16 protein-coding genes are annotated in these 19,721 nt (G+C 34.7%); 14 read left to right on the top strand and 2 right to left on the bottom strand.

The features are described 5' to 3' along the window. Positions 1-37 precede the first annotated feature (37 nt). The gene (locus AL499_RS03080; protein WP_002493103.1) at positions 38-1,171 is read right to left on the bottom strand and encodes a nucleotidyltransferase; all 1,134 of its coding nucleotides are present in this window, start codon (positions 1,169-1,171) and stop codon (positions 38-40) included. Positions 1,172-1,297: 126 nt separating this feature from the next. Here AL499_RS03080 and AL499_RS03075 point away from each other — a divergent pair, with 126 nt between their 5' ends. The 5 genes from AL499_RS03075 (at position 1,298) to pheT (ending at position 6,955) form a co-directional block, all read left to right on the top strand. Next, complete coding sequence (locus AL499_RS03075) at positions 1,298-1,849, top strand: YceD family protein (RefSeq protein ID WP_002459389.1); 552 nt, start codon at positions 1,298-1,300, stop codon at positions 1,847-1,849. Positions 1,850-1,934: 85 nt separating this feature from the next. Beyond that, the gene (gene rpmF / locus AL499_RS03070; RefSeq protein ID WP_002435373.1) at positions 1,935-2,108 is read left to right on the top strand and encodes a 50S ribosomal protein L32; all 174 of its coding nucleotides are present in this window, start codon (positions 1,935-1,937) and stop codon (positions 2,106-2,108) included. Between the two features lie 254 nt (positions 2,109-2,362). After that, positions 2,363-3,103, top strand: a complete 741-nt coding sequence (locus AL499_RS03065) for a TrmH family RNA methyltransferase (RefSeq protein WP_002493092.1) — start codon at positions 2,363-2,365, stop codon at positions 3,101-3,103. A 391-nt stretch (positions 3,104-3,494) separates the two neighbouring features. Continuing rightward, positions 3,495-4,553, top strand: coding sequence for a phenylalanine--tRNA ligase subunit alpha (gene pheS / locus AL499_RS03060; protein WP_002493102.1), 1,059 nt, complete (start codon positions 3,495-3,497; stop codon positions 4,551-4,553). Further along, positions 4,553-6,955, top strand: coding sequence for a phenylalanine--tRNA ligase subunit beta (gene pheT, locus AL499_RS03055; RefSeq protein WP_002493083.1), 2,403 nt, complete (start codon positions 4,553-4,555; stop codon positions 6,953-6,955). Before pheS ends, pheT begins: the two co-directional genes overlap by 1 nt. A 545-nt stretch (positions 6,956-7,500) precedes the next feature. Here pheT and rnhC read toward each other — a convergent pair. Beyond that, positions 7,501-8,433: a ribonuclease HIII gene (rnhC, locus tag AL499_RS03045; protein WP_002478344.1), complete on the bottom strand. Its 933-nt coding sequence runs from the start codon at positions 8,431-8,433 to the stop codon at positions 7,501-7,503. A 230-nt stretch (positions 8,434-8,663) separates the two neighbouring features. Between rnhC and zapA the strand changes: the two genes are divergently transcribed. From zapA to sdhB, 9 genes are all read left to right on the top strand, one after another. Then, positions 8,664-8,921 (top strand): cell division protein ZapA, encoded by a 258-nt coding sequence (gene zapA, locus AL499_RS03040; RefSeq protein ID WP_062248857.1) that lies wholly within the window; start codon positions 8,664-8,666, stop codon positions 8,919-8,921. 1 nt (position 8,922) lies between these two features. Beyond that, positions 8,923-9,444: a CvpA family protein gene (locus AL499_RS03035; RefSeq protein ID WP_002478343.1), complete on the top strand. Its 522-nt coding sequence runs from the start codon at positions 8,923-8,925 to the stop codon at positions 9,442-9,444. Positions 9,445-9,499: 55 nt separating this feature from the next. After that, entirely contained in the window at positions 9,500-11,212 is a 1,713-nt protein-coding gene (polX, locus tag AL499_RS03030; RefSeq protein WP_002493100.1) for a DNA polymerase/3'-5' exonuclease PolX, read from the top strand. 9 nt (positions 11,213-11,221) lie between these two features. Next, on the top strand, positions 11,222-13,573 hold the full coding sequence (locus tag AL499_RS03025) for an endonuclease MutS2 (RefSeq protein ID WP_002493099.1): 2,352 nt from the start codon (positions 11,222-11,224) through the stop codon (positions 13,571-13,573). 162 nt (positions 13,574-13,735) lie between these two features. After that, the gene (trxA, locus tag AL499_RS03020) at positions 13,736-14,050 is read left to right on the top strand and encodes a thioredoxin (RefSeq protein ID WP_002459379.1); all 315 of its coding nucleotides are present in this window, start codon (positions 13,736-13,738) and stop codon (positions 14,048-14,050) included. 89 nt (positions 14,051-14,139) lie between these two features. Next, complete coding sequence (uvrC, locus tag AL499_RS03015; RefSeq protein WP_002478340.1) at positions 14,140-15,918, top strand: excinuclease ABC subunit UvrC; 1,779 nt, start codon at positions 14,140-14,142, stop codon at positions 15,916-15,918. Between the two features lie 344 nt (positions 15,919-16,262). After that, a complete protein-coding gene (gene sdhC, locus AL499_RS03010) occupies positions 16,263-16,877 on the top strand; it encodes a succinate dehydrogenase, cytochrome b556 subunit (RefSeq protein WP_002478339.1) in 615 nt (204 codons plus the stop codon). Between the two features lie 51 nt (positions 16,878-16,928). Continuing rightward, on the top strand, positions 16,929-18,695 hold the full coding sequence (gene sdhA / locus AL499_RS03005; protein ID WP_002459376.1) for a succinate dehydrogenase flavoprotein subunit: 1,767 nt from the start codon (positions 16,929-16,931) through the stop codon (positions 18,693-18,695). Beyond that, positions 18,695-19,531, top strand: a complete 837-nt coding sequence (sdhB, locus tag AL499_RS03000; RefSeq protein ID WP_002459375.1) for a succinate dehydrogenase iron-sulfur subunit — start codon at positions 18,695-18,697, stop codon at positions 19,529-19,531. Before sdhA ends, sdhB begins: the two co-directional genes overlap by 1 nt. Positions 19,532-19,721 lie beyond the last annotated feature (190 nt).

The raw sequence follows: 19,721 nt of genomic DNA, 5'->3' as shown, positions 1-19,721 counted from the left end.
CGAGCTTTCAAAAGGGGTTGTCATTGGTATAGCGCTATCATTTTCGAATAACAGGCGTGTTAAAATCATTTTGAGTACTATGGGTACATAAATTATAAAGTTGCGTAGCTTTAATTTCTTGCGTGAAAAAGGGCGCAGTTTTCTTTGTTATATTTGTGATATAATTTCGCTCTGGAAATTGTGCTTTTAGATACTTCAAATATTGTTGACCCTTGTTAGTCATGCCTAAAATACGAGCTGCTTTTATATTAGTAGGAACATCTTGTTGGTGTATATTGAGTACGATGTTCATTAAGGCACGTTGAATGTGCGTGTATGTATAGCGTTTCGTTTTAACGAGGGTTATGAAACTATCTAAATCGTGTGCTTTAGTTATCAATGATTGTAAACGATGTTCTAAGCCTTCATTGATTGTGTATATTTGTGCTAAGTCTTCCGATGATTGTGTAATTAAAGCATATTGAATATAAGGAAACAATGCTTCTTTTGTCATTTGTGGCTGCTCATAAAGATGCCACATGTGATTTGGTACAACTTGTTTCCAAAGTGTGTCATTTGAATTTAAAGCGTGACGAATTGCACTACCACTTGCCAATGTTTGGTGATCAATTGATGATTGATGATGATATGTACCTAAGCGTTCAATCGTCATAGCATTAATGTTTGGTGCAAAATTATGAATAGCTTTTAAATAACTAAGTCCTAAAATATTATTTGGAGTTTGTAAAATGTGATGTTGATTAAAATGGTCACTTAAAACACGTGGGTAACTTTTACCGCTATTGATTTGAGCCCTATACTTTGGATTTGTTTCAAATTGTTGAATATCTTGAGCTATTTTAGTCAACGCCTCAATATTGGCACTTTCACTACCAAATGAAATCGTATCTATGCCTAGATAATCGGCAAGCAATATACCGTATTTGGCAAAGTAATCTGATGAAGATAGACTGCCAATTATAGGAAGTTCAACAACTAAATCGACGCCTTCTAAGGCCATCTCGGCACGAATAAACTTATTGAATATTGCTGGTTCACCACGCATTACAAATTGTCCGCTCATCAATGCAATGGTGACATCGGCATTGGACAGTTTTTTTGATTGTCGGGCATGATACAAGTGACCATTATGAAATGGGTTATATTCCGTTATAAGTCCAACACTTTTCATTTGCAATTCGTCCTTTCAGTATTCATCATAAGTATTGTAACAGATACTTTGATGTTAAGAAAAAATCTTGACAACTCTTGTAGAGAAAGTTAAAATAAATTTTGTGCTTGTTAGAGGTGAAGCCATATGAAATGGTCAATAACACAATTAAGAAAATATCAAGGTCAGCCCTTTGAATTTAATGAAACAGCGAAATTTGATCACTTAAAGGAATCGCTAGGTCTTATTGATTTGTCTGAGATTCATGTAGAAGGTCAACTTAATGTTAAGTCGAATGAAGTGATTGCAGATATGCATGTAACTGGGACATATACGATGCCATGTGCACGTACATTGGAACCAGTTGAAGTGCCACTAGATGTGACAACTTCAGAAGTATTTGATTTAGAGGGATATAATGATTATGCCGATGAAAGTGAGCTTGATGAACATTATCATCTAGCCACTGATGGTATGATAAACATTAAAGATATTGCGGAAGAGCTAGTCATAATTGAGAAACCCATGCGTGCATATTCTGATAACAGCAATCAGATGTTAACAGAAGGTAACGGCTGGGAAGTTATTGACGAAGATCAATTGATTGAACTTGCAAAGGGTGATGAAGATAAATCTTCGGAAACAATGCAAGTTGATCCTAGGCTTCAGAAATTACAACAATTATATGATAAAGAGTAATAGCAGATTACGTCTTGTTATAGTATAATTAGGAACTAATCTGACATTTAGAATTAACTGGCTTTAATATTAAGGAGGATAAATCATGGCAGTACCAAAAAGAAGAACGTCTAAAACGAGAAAAAACAAACGTCGTACACACTTCAAAATTTCAGTGCCTGGTATGACTGAATGCCCAAGTTGTGGCGAATACAAATTATCTCACCGTGTATGTAAAAATTGTGGTTCATACAATGGTGAAGAAGTTGTTAGCAAATAATTTTAGCATAGTGCTAAAATAATATGAATAATAAAGAAACCCAATGATGACAACAAATCATTGGGTTTCTTTATGTGTTTTTATAAATACATTACAAGAATGGACTGCAGAATCACACTACGTAGTTTAAAAATAATTTGATACGATTGAAATGACAATCTTTATATTAATGTAACTGAATGTTCATCAACGTTGTGCTAATATATAGGGCGAAGCATATAACAACCATAATTACATAAAATTGGAGAGTTTTAATGGAACAAATTACATCTGCACAAAATAGTAAGATTAAAAATGCAAATAAACTTAAAAAGAAACGTGAACGTGATAAAACGGGACAAGCACTCATTGAAGGTATTCATTTAATTGAAGAAGCTTATCAAAGTAATCTGACGATTAAACAATTATTTGTTATCGAACCAGAGCGAACAGAGCAAGCATTGATAGATTATGCAGAAGAAACATTTCAAATTAATATGAAAGTGGCAGAAGCATTATCAGGTACAATTACACCTCAAGGATTCTTTGCAGTAATTGAAAAGCCAAACTATGATGTAACACATGCAAAACAAGTATTACTCATTGACCGCATTCAAGATCCTGGCAATTTAGGAACATTAATTCGTACAGCAGATGCTGCCGGTATAGACCTTATTGTTATGGAAAAGGGAACAGCAGATGCGTATCAGGATAAAGTGCTTAGAGCTAGTCAAGGTAGTGTCTTCCATATACCTGTGGTGACTGCAGACTTACAAGGGTTTATAAAGCAGTTCGAAGGTCCTGTATTTGGTACTGCACTAGAAAATGCTGTGTCATATAAAAATCTTGAACCCCAAGAAACATTTGCACTGCTACTTGGTAATGAAGGGGATGGAGTAAATAACGCGTTGTTAGAACATACGACGAAAAATTTAATTATTCCAATTTATGGCAAAGCAGAAAGTTTAAATGTTGCAATTGCTGGAAGTATTTTACTTTACCACTTGAAAGGTTGACCCGTTTGTTTAAAATCGGCTATACTTAGATGTATATAATAAAGTATAGTGATGACAAGTACTCATAAAATTGAATGATAAACCAATAAAAAGACCTTAACTAGTAGAACGAATTGTGCAGGGAGAATAAGCGTGACTGAAACTTATTCCAATTTCGATTAGTTACTTTCATCTTTTTGGTTACTTAAAGAGATTTAAGTCGGAGCGCGTATCTTCGTTAACAATGCAGAACAAGTGTATGTAAAATAAAGTAAGGCTTAGTGTCTTATTTTATAATGACATAAATTTGGGTGGTACCACGGAAGACTTTCGTCCCAAGATATAGGGAGGTAAGTCTTTTTTTATGCTCGAAAACTAAGTTTAAAAATAAAAAGTGTGAGGTGTCATTTATATGACTCAGATGGATTCAATGGCGAAATTAAAACAACAAGCATTAGTTGATATTAATGAAGCTCAAAATGAACGCGAATTACAAGATGTAAAAGTTAAATATTTAGGTAAAAAAGGTTCAGTTAGTGCTCTAATGAAAAATATGAAAGATTTACCTAATGAAGAAAAACCTGCCTATGGTCAAAAGGTAAATGAATTAAGACAAACCATTCAAAATGAATTAGAAGAAAAACAAGCATTATTAAAACATGAAAAATTGAACCAACAACTTGCTGAAGAAACGATTGATGTTACATTACCAAGTCGTAAAATCAACATAGGTTCTAAACATCCTTTAACAAGAACGATTGAAGAAATTGAAGACTTATTTTTAGGTTTAGGTTATGAAATTGTTGACGGTTATGAAGTTGAACAAGATTATTATAATTTTGAAGCATTAAACTTACCTAAGTCACATCCTGCGCGTGATATGCAAGATAGTTTCTACATTACAGATGATATTTTAATGCGCACTCATACATCTCCAGTTCAAGCACGGACGATGGAAAAACGTAATGGTGTAGGGCCAGTAAAAATTATTTGTCCTGGTAAAGTATATCGACGTGACTCAGATGACGCAACACATAGTCATCAATTTACTCAAATAGAAGGGTTAGTCGTTGATAAACATATTAAAATGAGTGACTTAAAAGGCACATTAGAATTATTGGCTAAAAAGTTATTTGGGGCAGAACGTGAAATTCGTCTTCGCCCTAGTTACTTCCCATTCACAGAACCATCCGTTGAAGTTGATGTATCTTGTTTTAAATGTAAAGGTAAAGGCTGTAACGTATGTAAACATACAGGCTGGATTGAAATTTTAGGTGCTGGTATGGTGCATCCAAACGTACTTGAAATGGCTGGATTTGATTCGAATGTATATTCTGGCTTTGCCTTTGGTATGGGGCCAGATCGTATCGCGATGTTAAAATATGGTATTGAAGATATTCGTCATTTCTACACTAATGACGTACGATTCCTTGATCAATTTAAAGCTGTAGAAGATAGAGGTGAATTGTAATGTTGATTTCAAATGAATGGTTAAAAGATTATGTTGATGCAGGTGTAGCTATTGAAGATTTAGCAGAGCGTATTACTCGCACAGGTATTGAAGTAGATGACATAATCGACTATACCAAAGATATCAAGAACTTAGTTGTAGGATATATCCAATCTAAGGAGAAACATCCTGATGCAGACAAATTAAATATTTGTCAAGTAGATATTGGTGAAAAAGAAGCTGTTCAGATTGTATGTGGCGCACCTAATGTCGAAGCGGGACAACACGTTATCGTCGCTAAAGTTGGTGGACGCTTACCTGGTGGCATTAAAATTAAACGCGCTAAGTTGCGTGGTGAACGTTCAGAAGGAATGATTTGTTCATTACAAGAAATTGGTATTTCCAGTAATGTTGTTCCAAAAGCATATGAAAATGGTATTTTCGTTTTTACTGAACCAATTGAACCTGGGACTGACGCTTTAACAGCACTTTACTTAAATGACCAAGTGATGGAATTTGATTTAACACCGAATCGAGCTGATGCATTAAGCATGATTGGTACTGCATATGAAGTAGCAGCGCTATATAAAACTAAAATGACGAAACCTCATACACAAAGTGATGAAATTTCTGAATCCACATCAAATGAGTTATCAGTATCTATTGATAATCCTGAAAAAGTGCCATACTACAGTGCAAGAATAGTTAAAAATGTGACAATAGCCCCATCTCCAATTTGGATGCAGATGCGCTTAATTAAAGCAGGTATTCGTCCAATCAATAACGTTGTAGATATTTCTAATTATGTCTTATTAGAATACGGTCAACCATTACACATGTTTGACCAAGATCACATTGGCTCTAAAGAAATAATTGTGCGCCAAGCAAATGAAAATGAAACTATGACTACCTTAGATAATACGGAGCGTACCTTAGTAAATAGTGACATTGTTATTTCAAATAGCAAAGAACCAATCGCTTTAGCAGGTGTCATGGGTGGAGATTTTTCTGAAGTTACAGCAACAACAACAAATGTTGTAGTAGAAGGCGCTATCTTTGATCCGGTTTCTATTCGTCATACATCTCGTCGTTTAAACTTGCGTAGTGAAGCTTCTAGTCGCTTTGAAAAAGGTATTGCAACTGAATTTGTCGATGAAGCTGTTGATAGAGCATGTTACTTACTTCAAACATATGCAGATGGTAACGTATTACAAGGCCGAGTGTCTGCGGGTAATTTAGGTTCATTTGTGACACCAATTAAAATCACTGCTGAAAAAGTAAACAAAACAGTTGGATTTAACTTATCTTGTGGTGAAATAAAAGCTATTTTTGAACAATTAGGCTTTAAAACACAACAAAATGGTGACGAATTAACAGTCAATGTACCATCACGCCGTAAAGATATTACGATTAAAGAAGATCTGATTGAAGAAGTTGCACGGATATACGGATACGACAACATCCCATCAACAATGCCCGTTTTTGAAGATGTCACAAATGGCGAATTAACAGATCGTCAGCATAAAACGCGTATAGTAAAAGAAACATTAGAAGGTGCTGGTTTAGACCAAGCAATTACGTATTCACTTGTTTCAAAAGATCATGCGAAAGATTTTGCTTTACAAACACGTCCAACAATTAGCTTATTAATGCCTATGAGTGAAGCGCATTCCACTTTACGTCAAAGCTTATTACCACATTTAATCGAAGCAGCTGCATATAATGTGGCGCGTAAAAATAAAGATGTCAAATTGTATGAAATAGGACGCGTTTTCTTTGGTAATGATGAAGGTGAATTACCAGAGGAGGTAGAATATTTGAGCGGCATATTAACTGGTGAGTATGTAGTTAATACATGGCAAAATAAAAAAGAAGCCGTTGACTTCTATATTGCCAAAGGCGTTGTAGATCGTGTCGCGGAAAAGTTAAATCTCGAGTTCAGTTATAAAGCCGGTGAAATTAGTGGGTTACATCCTGGTAGAACAGCAATCATATCTTTACAAGGTAAAGATATTGGTTTTATTGGCGAATTGCATCCACAATTAGCTGTGGAGAATGATTTAAATCGCACATACGTATTTGAATTAAACTATCATACTATAATGGAAGTAGCAGTTGGCTACATTAACTATCAACCAATCCCTAAATTCCCTGGAGTGACTAGGGATATTGCCTTAGAGGTCACAAGTGATGTTCCAGCATCAGTGTTGTTAGAAACAATCCATAGTAATGGTGATGATATTCTTCAAGATTCATTAGTATTTGATGTTTACGAAGGGGAACATTTAGGTGAAGGTAAGAAATCTATTGCGATTCGCTTGAATTATTTAGATACAGAAAATACATTAACAGATGAACGTGTCACAAAAGTACATGATAAAATTTTAGCAGCTTTACAAGCACAAGGCGCTGTAATAAGATAATTTGGCGAAAAGAGACAGACTGGGACACAAATCCTAGAAAAAAATAGCCAGTAAATGAGTTTTTGTAAGCTCATTTACTGGCTATTTTATTGACAATACTTAATGGCTTCGCTTTCCTAGGGTGCCGTCTCAGCCACCCCAACTTGCGTTGTTCGCGGAAATGCTTGATGCATTTCTTTGTGTTGGGGGCCCCACTCCAAATTGCTTTGTCCGTTGGCTTTCTTTTCGAAAGCCTGTCTGTTGGGGCACCTGTCTTCAGCTTGTCCTGTTCCCTCAGGAGTCTCGCCATAAATACTACGTATTAACATGTAATTTTACCGTTAAATGGTTTAAAAAATAAGGCACTTTCACATTGTTTAGTCGACTTCACTAAATGAAATGAACGAGGTGCCTTATATAAGCGATAACTTGAAGCAATAGATGTTACCACTAGAGACTTTAATTTTAATAGTTTCAATTAATATGGTGGAAACCATATCCAATAAAAAGATTTTGGCGTTTCAATTTTAATCTATTACATTTATGTCTTAAATTGTTATTGCTTACTAATTTTGCTTTCTTTCTACTAATTTCAGTGCTTTTTCTCGGTTTTTAAAATGTTTTTTAGAAATACTATCTAATTTGTTAATTCCACTCTTATCAATGATTTTAGCAGCAACTAAATCAACCTTATTACCAGCACCTTTAGGAATTTCGCAATGCATTTTGCGAGCGAGTTGATCCATATATTTGACAAATGCATAGCGAGAGATAATACTGGCAGCTGCAATTGCTAGAGATTTTGACTCTCCTTTTGTTTCAAATTTTGTTTTTTCTGGAAATGGTAATGCACTTAAGGCATAATGTTGATAAACTTCACGCTGAGCGAATTGGTCAATCACAATATAATCGATGTTGTCTGGATGAATTTTTTGAGTAACATTTTTAATAGCTTCATTATGAAGAACGGCTTTCATTTTTACTTGAGACCAGCCTAAAGCTTGGCGCTCATTATATTTAATATTATCTAATGTTAGCAATGAATGTGGAATAAATGTCACTAACTGCTCCGCCAAGTCAATAATTTTAGTATCAGTTAGTTTTTTTGAGTCATCGACACCTAATGTTTTTAAAATAGCAACATGTGATTGAGTGACATAAGCAGCACATACGGTTAAAGGACCAAAATAATCTCCACTTCCGGCTTCATCGCTACCAATACAATCATATTTGTCATATTGAAGTGTATGAGTTGATGATTGCTTTGAAGTTGTTGCTGCCATGGCAGCATCGTGATAATTTGGAAGTAATTCTCGAGCAATATTTTCAGCTTGTTTACCTTGAAACATGACTTTGCCAGAGTTATAGATATTAATGGTTGTCTGTTTATAATTAGTGCGTGCACGCATCCCTTGTGGTAAGTTATGCTGTTCAAAGTCAATTTGATTTAAGAGCTGCTCTATTGCTTCGTTTGTTAGTTTTTGGACGACATTTGCCATAGATGTCAGAAATCCTTTCTTTAAAAAATATTAACCAGCAATATCATATCATGAAATTAATGATGTAGTAATATTCTAGTATAACACTATAACTTACTGAATCAGATGGATGGGCTTACAAATTTAGATGCTGTCATGTATAATGTACTTAATATAACATTACATAGAAACTAGCTGATGAAAAAATGTAATAGAACTGAAGTTTATCAAAAAGGTCAGGAGACATAATTATGAGTGAATTTAAAAACAGAATTAATGTAACGATTAATGATCAACATTATACTATTGTTGGTGAAGACAGTCCTGAGCATATTCGTTATGTCGCTCATTTAGTAGATGAGAGAATCAAGGCGCTAAAAACTTCTGGTCTTGATACAACACGAAAGTCTGTATTAACGGCCGTCAATATTATGCACGAAAAGGTACTATTAGAAGAAAATCGTCGCCTCCAAGAAGAAGTGAATCAATTTAGACGTAGAGAGCTATAATATGATACTAGATTTAATTGTATTATTATTTGTAGGTTATGTCATGCTTATGGGATATCGCCGTGGATGGTGGTTAAATTGTTTACACGTTATGACGACGATGGTTGCCTTGTGGATTGCACATAACAATTATCAAGGTATTGCACAAAGATTATTAGTTTTTTTACCGTTCCCGAAAACTGTAGCTTATGATATGACTTACGCTGTGCCTTTTAGTCAAGTTCAGCAACGCTTTGATGCAATTGTAGCTTTTGCACTAGTTGCTATATTGAGCAAGATTATTTTGTATCTTCTTGTAGTGTCATTTGATAATATAGTAACGTACAAAAAATTATATAATTGGAGTCGCTGGTTAGGGGCCTTGTTTGGATTGCTATCAGCCTTGATATCTGTGCAAATTCTACTTTATATGCTGGCGCTTTATCCTAATGAATGGGTTCAGATGAGTTTAGCTCATTCATGGCTTAGTAAAGCAATTTTATTACATACACCAATCGTTTCAGCATATATTTTAAATTTATAAAATCTGATAAAGGTCAGGATTTCTTTTCCTGGTCTTCTTTTTATGAGGTGACGGTATGACAAAGAAAGATGTTATTAAATTATTAGAGCAAATTGCTACTTATATGGAGTTGAATGGAGAAAATACCTTTAAAGTGTCAGCTTATCGCAAAGCGGCGCAAAGTTTGGAAATGGATGAACGCCCTTTAGAAGAAATTGATGATGTGACGGAGCTAAAAGGAATTGGTAAAGGTGTCGGCGAAGTGATTAGTGAATATCGTCAAACTGGTGAGTCAGAGGTCTTATCTGATCTGAAAAAACGTGTGCCTGAAGGTCTGATTCCACTGTTGAAAATTCAAGGTTTAGGTAGCAAGAAAATCGCAAAGCTATATCAAGAGTTGGGCATTGAAGATAAAGAAAGTTTGCAACGTGCATGTGAAGCTGGTCAAGTAAGTCAGTTAAAAGGATTCGCTAAAAAAACAGAAACTAATATTTTAGAGGCTGTCAAAGCGTTAGGTGCTAAAAAAGAACGGTATCCTATTGATCAGATGCGAGGTTTGAACGAGCAAATTGTCGCTTATATTAAGACGCTGACTGCTATCGATAATTATTCATCAGCTGGGAGTTTTCGTCGCTATAAAGAAATGAGTAAAGATTTAGATTTCATCATAAGTACGACGGAGCCTGACAAAGTTCAAGCGCAATTATTAAATATTCCCAACAAAGCAAAAGAAGTGGCTGTGGGACAAACAAAAATCTCTTTAGAAATAGAATATGATGATGAAACAATTGGTGTAGATTTTAGACTCATTGAACCAGCAGCATTTTATCATACATTACAACATTTTACTGGCTCAAAAGAACATAATATTCGCATTCGACAACTTGCTAAAGCGCAGGGAGAAAAAGTAAGTGAATATGGAATTGAAACGTCAGATGGACAACTGATTCAATATAATAATGAAACTGATATTTATAAACACTTTAACGTGAATTGGATTGCACCGGCGATGCGTGAAGACGGCAGTGAATTTGAAAGAGATTTAAGTGATATTATTACCTTAGATGATATCAATGGTGATATCCATATGCATACGACTTATAGTGATGGCGCATTTTCTATTCGACATATGGTTGAGGCTAACATTGCTAAAGGATATCATTTTATGGTTATTACTGACCATTCTCAAAGCTTAAAAGTTGCCAACGGTCTGCAAGTAGAACGTTTATTACGACAAAATGAAGAAATTAAAAAATTGAATCAAGAATATCAAGAAATTGATATTTATTCAGGCACAGAAATGGATATTTTGCCAGATGGTTCACTGGATTATGATGATGATGTTTTAGCACAATTAGACTATGTTATTGCTGCGATACACCAAAGCTTTAACCAATCTGAAGCAGATATCATGAAACGTCTAGAACATGCATGTCGAAATCCATATGTACGACACATTGCTCATCCAACGGGGCGCATTATTGGGAAGCGTCCAGGATATCAACCTAATATTGAACAATTAATGCAACTTGCTGAAGAAACTCAAACAATTTTAGAAATCAATGCTAATCCAAAGCGACTGGATTTAAATGCAGATATTGTTAAAAAATATCCGAATGTTAAGTTGACGATAAATACTGATGCACACCATACAGATCATTTGGAATTTATGAAATATGGTGTAGCAACAGCGCAAAAAGGATTTGTTACTAAAGATAGAGTCATCAATACCTTATCGCGAGAAGACTTTAAAAAATTCATTGCAAACAATATTAAAATGAAGAAATAGAGGGATTTGATGAGACAGAAAACGTTAGATGTCTTAGAATTTAATAAAATTAAAGCACTCATCGCTAATGAGACAATTAGTGACTTGGGGCGGGAGAAAGTACTACAACTGCATCCTGCGACTGATTATGATACTGTTGTTTTTCAAATGAATGAAACTGATGAAATATCACAAATTTATAATAAATATAGGATGCCAAGTCTAAGTGGATTATCAAAAGTTTCTCCATTACTTCACCGCGCTAAGATTGGTAGTGTATTGAATGTTACAGAATTAAATCAGTTAAAAAGGCTCATTCAAGTTCAAAACCAATTTAAAACATTTTATAATCAATTGCTTGAAGATGATGAACAACAAGTCTATTATCCTTTGCTACATGATAATATGATGCGCTTACCTGTATTAACTGATTTATTTCAAGAAATTAATGATAAATGTGATACACATGATTTATATGATCATGCGAGTTACGAATTACAAGGCATTCGCAGTAAAATTTCAAGTACGACACAACGCATTAGACAAAATCTAGATCGTATTGTTAAAAATCAATCTAATCAAAAGAAACTATCGGATGCTATAGTAACTGTGCGCAATGAACGTAATGTTATACCAGTAAAAGCTGAATATCGCCAAGATTTTAAAGGTATTGTGCATGACCAATCAGCATCTGGACAAACGTTATATATTGAACCATCATCTATTGTAGAAATGAACAATCAAGTGAGTCGCTTACGCAACGATGAGGCTGTGGAAAGAGAACGAATTTTAACTATATTAACAACAATGGTTGCGCAACAAGCTGAACAATGTTTAGTAGCTGAAGAAGTTATGGGTCACTTAGATTTCTTAACAGCTAAGGCACGTTATGCAAGTGCAATAAAGGGAACAAAGCCTACATTTTATGAAGCGCGTACAATTTATTTGCCCAATGCCTTTCATCCATTGTTAGATAAAGAAACTGTTGTTGCAAATACGATTGAATTTGCTGATGATGTGGAAACAGTGATTATTACGGGGCCAAATACTGGTGGGAAAACAGTCACGCTTAAAACACTAGGATTAATTATAATTATGGCACAATCAGGGTTGTTAATTCCCACATTAGACGGTAGTCAGTTAAGCGTGTTTCATGATGTCTTTTGTGATATTGGAGATGAGCAGTCTATAGAACAATCATTATCTACATTTTCATCACATATGAAAAATATTGTCGCTATATTACAACAAGCAGATAAGCATAGTTTAATACTGTTTGACGAGTTAGGAGCAGGAACAGATCCTAGTGAAGGCGCTGCACTAGCAATGAGTATTCTTGATTATACAAGAGCGCTTGGCGCGCTAGTCATGGCAACGACACACTACCCAGAACTTAAAGCGTATAGCTATAACCGCGAAGGTGTCATGAATGCTAGTGTCGAGTTTGATGTTGATACATTGAGTCCCACATACAAATTATTAATGGGTGTTCCTGGCCGATCAAATGCATTTGATATATCGAAAAAATTAGGTCTTAACTTATCAATTATAAATAAAGCAAAAACCATGATTGGTACAGATGAGCAAGAAATCAATTTAATGATAGAATCGCTTGAAAAAAATGCGAAACGTGTAGATACGCAGCGTATAGAACTTGACCATTTATTGAAAGAAGCACAGCAAACACACGATGATCTTGAAAAACAATATAATCAATTCCAAGCATACGAAAAACAATTAATAGAAGATGCGAAAGATAAAGCAAATCAACGTGTTAAAGCTGCTACAAAAGAAGCAGATGAGATATTAAAAGAGTTACGAACGCTAAGAGATCAAAAAGGGGCCGATGTTAAGGAACATGAATTAATAGACAAGAAAAAGCAACTTGATAATCAATATGAAGCGAAATCGATTAAACAACAAGTTCAAAAGCAAAAATACGATAAAATTGTAGCCGGAGATGAAGTTAAAGTTTTATCATATGGACAAAAGGGCGAAGTGTTAGAGTTAGTTGGAAATGATGAAGCGGTAGTTCAAATGGGTATCATTAAAATGAAATTGCCGATTGAAGATTTGGAAAAAATAAAAAAGAAACAAGAAAAACCGACTAAAATGATTAAACGCCAACATCGTCAAACGATTAAAACGGAACTGGATTTAAGAGGATATCGTTATGAAGAAGCGTTAATTGAGTTAGATCAATATTTAGACCAAGCTGTATTAAGTAATTATGAACAAGTTTATATCATACATGGCAAAGGCACAGGCGCTTTACAAAAAGGTGTTCAACAACATTTGAAACGACATAAAAGTGTAAAATCATTTAGGGGTGGTATGCCAAGTGAAGGTGGCTTTGGTGTAACTGTCGCAGAATTAAAATAATCATCACTATTCATTTGCTAAAATGATAGAATAAACTTTACTTCAACTATATATTGCGGTTAATATGAGTGATGTAAGAAAAATGTGAGCAATTGCAATGCAATAGATGATATTGTCTGTTATAATTTGCTCATCATTTAAATTTAAGGAGGATTGGCTGTCATGGCAATCGTAAAAGTAACGGATTCAAACTTTGATGAAAATATTCAAGATGGCGTTAAATTAGTAGACTTTTGGGCAACTTGGTGTGGACCTTGTAAAATGATTGCTCCAGTATTAGAAGAATTAGCAGGAGATTATGAAGGTAAAGCTGATATTTTAAAATTAGATGTTGATGAAAACCCATCAACTGCTGCTAAATTTGAAGTAATGAGTATTCCTACTTTAATTGTATTTAAAGATGGAGAACCTGTAGATAAAGTTGTAGGTTTCCAACCAAAAGAAAATTTAGCAGAAGTATTGGATAAACATTTATAATCACACAGAAATGGGGACGGGGCATTACATCTGATGTAATTGCCTCTTCTTTTTGTGTGTAATAATCGAGAAAGGGGGAGTGTGATACGTTGAGTTATCAGCAAGCTATTCGTGAAAAATTAAGTGTTGTACCTATTGAACCAGGGTGTTATTTGATGAAAGATCGCCAACAACAGGTAATTTATGTCGGTAAAGCTAAACGTTTACGCAATCGTTTACGTTCGTATTTTACAGGGGCTCATGATGCTAAAACAACGCGTTTAGTTGGGGAAATACGTGACTTTGAATATATCGTAACATCTAGTGAAACAGAATCCCTCCTATTAGAATTAAATTTAATTAAACAATATCAACCGCGTTATAATATATTATTAAAGGATGATAAGAGTTATCCTTTTATTAAAATCACTAAAGAAAAGTATCCTCGTTTATTGGTAACACGTACAGTTAAAAAAGGGACAGGTAAATATTTTGGACCATACCCTAACGCTTATTCAGCACAAGAAACCAAGAAGCTATTAGACCGTATTTATCCATTTAGAAAATGTGATACGATGCCAGATAAATTATGTTTGTACTACCATATTGGTCAATGTTTAGGTCCATGTGTTTATGATGTTGATCAACAGCAATATGCCCAAATGACAAAAGAGATATCTGACTTTCTTAATGGTGAAGATAAAACCATTTTACAAAATTTAGAACAGAGAATGATGGCTGCAAGCGAAAAATTAGATTTTGAACGTGCTAAAGAATATAGAGATTTAATTCAACACATTCATAATTTAACGAAGAAACAAAAAATTATGTCATCAGATAATACGATTCGTGATGTGTTTGGTTACCACGTGTCTAAGGGCTGGATGTGTGTTCAAGTATTTTTTATTCGCCAAGGTAATATGATTCAACGGGATGCCACTATGATTCCGATTCAACAAACGGAAGAAGAAGAATTTTATACCTTTATTGGCCAGTTTTATAGTTTAAATCAACATATATTGCCCAAAGAAGTGCATATACCAAAACACTTAGATGCTAAATTAATTCATTCTGTCGTTGATACTAAAATTGTGCAGCCGGCACGTGGAGCGAAAAAAGAAATGGTTGATTTAGCAAATCATAATGCTGAGGTAGCGCTTGATAATAAATTTGAATTAATTGCTCGTGATGAATCACGGACTGTGAAGGCAATTGAAGAGTTAGGTGAGCGTATGGGCATTCAATCACCAATACGTATTGAAGCTTTTGATAATTCAAACATTCAAGGTGTTGATCCAGTATCAGCTATGGTGTCATTTGTTGATGGTAAACCAGATAAGCGTGGCTATCGAAAATATAAAATAAAAACAGTAGAAGGTCCAGATGATTATAAATCTATGAGAGAAGTCGTACGTCGTCGATATACAAGAGTGTTAAATGAAGGCCTTCCTTTACCAGATCTTATTATTGTAGATGGAGGTAAAGGACACATGTCAGGGGTTAAAGACGTGTTAGAAAATGAATTAGGCTTAGACATTCCAATAGCTGGTTTGCGTAAAAACGATAAACATCAGACCTCTGAACTGCTTTATGGGCCAGAAGCTGAAGTGGTACCTATGAAGAAAAATAGTCAAGCATTTTATCTATTACAGCGTATTCAAGATGAAGTGCATCGCTTTGCCATTACTTTCCATCGACAAACACGGCAGAAACAAGGCATGCGTTCTATACTTGATACCGTTGATGGTATAGGTAGTAAAAGAAAAACTAAATTATTGCGTACTTTTGGTTCTATCAAGAAAATGAAAGAAGCAACTTTACCAGAATTGCAAAATTGTGGCCTTCCTGAAAAAGTAGCTAAAAGTTTGAAAGAAGCATTAAATAATTAAAAAATTAAGATTTTGGGACGTGAGAATCATTCTCATGTCCCAAAGTGTTGTAAAAAATGTTACAATATAGTTAACAAACAGCTAATTTTTTTATAGATTTGTGGAAGCGTTTTCTAATTGATAAACATTATCATTTAAGTGTTCCTGATAATGTTTTAATTGAAAAATACACAAATGCTAAATCCACCATCCAGTTCATTTTATAATACTTGCAAATTGTATTTAAAAAAATTTGAAAACTTAAAATTTTTATTTTTCAATTAGCAAGAAATAGGATGTCTTAGTGGTATCACATCATTTAAATTAGCTAATTTTAATTATTGTTTCTTCAGGGGGGAGTTCTTTTGGCTCATACAAAAAACGAATTTTACTTAAGACGTGTTCATTCGTTATTAGGTATTATTCCAATCGGGGCATTTTTAGTAGTGCATTTGATGGTAAACCATCAAGCTACTCAAGGTGCTGAAGCATTTAATAAAGCATCTATGTTTATGGAATCATTGCCGTTTTTAATTATCGTTGAGTTTCTATTTATTTATATCCCAATTTTATATCATGGTTTGTATGGTATTCATATCGCATTTACAGCAAAGGAAAATATTGGGCATTATTCAATATTTAGAAACTGGATGTTTGCATTACAACGCGTAACGGGTGTAATTACGTTTATTTTTATTTTCGTACATTTATGGCAAACGCGCTTACAAAAGGCATTTTTCGGTAAAGAAGTTAATTATGATATGATGCATCAGACATTACAACACCCTTTGTGGGCAATTATTTATATGATTTGTATCGTGGCAGTCGTTTTTCACTTTGCTAACGGTATTTGGTCATTTTTAGTGACATGGGGGATTTTACAATCTAAAAAATCTCAACAAGTTTTCACTTGGGTATCACTCATTGTCTTTTTGATATTGTCTTATATTGGTGTATCAGCAATTGTAGCATTTATGTAAATTTCGTTTTAGCGTAAGTTTTAGTTCAATATTTAGGGGAGTGACAATTCTATGGCAGAGAAGAAAATTATTGTTGTCGGAGGCGGACTTGCCGGTTTAATGTCAACAATTAAAGCTGCAGAACAAGGTGCTCATGTGGATTTGTTCTCATTAGTACCTGTTAAACGTTCGCACTCTGTATGTGCCCAAGGGGGTATCAATGGTGCGGTAAATACAAAAGGTGAAGGAGATTCTCCGTGGATTCATTTTGATGATACCGTTTATGGTGGAGATTTTTTAGCAAATCAACCACCAGTTAAAGCAATGACTGAAGCTGCACCACAAATTATTCATTTATTAGACCGCATGGGCGTCATGTTTAGCAGAACAAAGGAAGGTTTATTAGACTTTAGACGCTTCGGTGGGACATTGTATCATCGAACAGCATTTGCTGGTGCAACAACAGGGCAACAACTATTGTATGCGTTAGATGAACAAGTACGTTCCTTTGAAGTAGATGGACTAGTGACAAAATATGAGGGCTGGGAATTTTTAGGAATTGTTAAAGATGAAGATAATGCAGCTAGAGGAATTATAGCTCAAAATATGACAACTTCAGAAATTCAATCTTTCGGTTCAGATGCGGTCATTATGGCTACAGGTGGTCCAGGCATTATTTTTGGTAAAACAACGAACTCTATGATTAACACTGGGTCAGCAGCTTCAATTGTTTATCAACAAGGTGCTAAATATGCAAATGGCGAATTTATTCAAATTCATCCGACTGCGATTCCAGGTGATGACAAATTACGTTTAATGAGTGAATCTGCACGTGGTGAAGGCGGTCGTATATGGACATATAAAGATGGTAAGCCTTGGTACTTCTTAGAAGAAAAATATCCAGATTATGGTAACTTAGTACCTCGTGATATTGCAACGCGTGAAATTTTTGATGTTTGTATCAATCAAAAATTAGGTATTAATGGTGAAAACATGGTGTATCTGGATCTGTCTCATAAAGATCCACATGAATTAGATGTTAAATTAGGTGGTATCATTGAAATTTATGAAAAATTCACTGGTGACGATCCTCGTAAGGTACCAATGAAGATTTTCCCAGCAGTTCACTATTCAATGGGAGGACTTTATGTTGATTACGATCAAATGACCAACATTGATGGTTTATTTGCTGCAGGAGAATGTGATTTTTCACAACATGGAGGTAACCGTTTAGGTGCAAACTCATTATTATCTGCAATTTATGGTGGTACTGTCGCTGGACCAAATGCGGTAAAATATGTTGAAAATATTGATAAAACTTATGCTGATTTAGATGATTCAATTTATCAAGCACGGGTAGATGAAGAACAACAAAGATTCGATAATTTACTTAATATGCGTGGCACAGAAAATGCCTATAAATTACATCGTGAACTCGGTGAAATTATGACAGCTAATGTTACAGTTGTAAGAGAAAATGATAAATTATTGGAAACCGATAAGAAAATTGTTGAGCTCATGGAACGCTATCAAAATATTGATATGGAAGATACACAGACATGGAGTAACCAAGCCGTGTTCTTTACTCGTCAATTATGGAATATGCTTATACTTGCACGTGTTATCACAATTGGTGCTTATAATCGCAATGAATCACGCGGTGCGCATTACAAACCAGAATTTCCAGAACGAAATGATGAAGAATGGTTAAAAACAACATTAGCAGAGTATATGGGTAAAGATGAAGCACCAAAATTTACTTATGAGCCAGTAGATGTAAGCTTGATCCCACCACGTAAACGTGATTACACTAGCAAGTCTAAAGGAGGTAAAAAATAATGACTGAAACACTATCAGCAAATAACACTCCAAAAGACCAACATGCAGACAGTAATCAACAACCACAAAAAGAAAAACAAAAAACAATTAAATTAATTATAAAACGTCAAGATAATCAAGACTCTAAACCATACGATGAAGCGTTTGAAATCCCTTATAAAGACAACATGAATGTCATTGCCTGTTTGATGGAAATTAGACGTAATCCAGTAAATGCAGAAGGAAAGAAAACAACGCCCGTTATTTGGGACATGAATTGTTTGGAAGAAGTTTGTGGTGCATGTTCGATGGTAATTAATGGTCGTGCAAGACAATCATGTTCAGCCATCGTTGATCAATTAGAGCAACCTATTCGTCTAGAACCAATGAGTACGTTTCCAGTTATTCGTGACTTACAAGTTGACCGTACACGAATGTTTGACAACTTAAAACGTATGAAAGCTTGGATTCCTATTGATGGAACTTATGATTTAGGTCCTGGACCTCGTATGCCGGAGAAAAAACGACAAACAGCATATGAACTGTCAAAATGTATGACATGTGGTGTGTGTTTAGAAGTTTGTCCGAATGTAACACCTAATAATAAGTTTGTCGGTGCACAAGCCATCTCACAAGTTCGTCTATTTGATTTACATCCTACAGGTGCTATGACAAAGGATGAACGATTAGATGCATTAATGGGGACAGGTGGATTGCAAGAGTGCGGTAATTCTCAAAACTGTGTAAATGCATGTCCTAAAGGTATCCCATTAACAACGTCAATTGCAGCAATGAACAGAGAAACAACGTTCCATATGTTCAAATCATTCTTTGGTTCAGATCACAAAGTGGAATAATCGCTGTACAAGCTTTAGAAAAATAGATTTCTAAAATAAATAAGCCTGAAAATGAAGTCAATTGATTTCGTTTTTGGGCTTATTTTATAGCCGAGCTTTGATAGGTGTTTTTCGTAACGCAAAGCTTCAGTGTATGATCCTTTAAAATAGTTATTTAGATATCATTTATTTTAATGATGATACATAGATG

It is taken from the genome of Staphylococcus lugdunensis, from assembly GCF_001558775.1.
Lineage (GTDB): Bacteria > Bacillota > Bacilli > Staphylococcales > Staphylococcaceae > Staphylococcus > Staphylococcus lugdunensis.
Note: the sequence above shows the minus strand (reverse complement) of the source record. Positions and strands in the feature narration are given on the sequence as shown.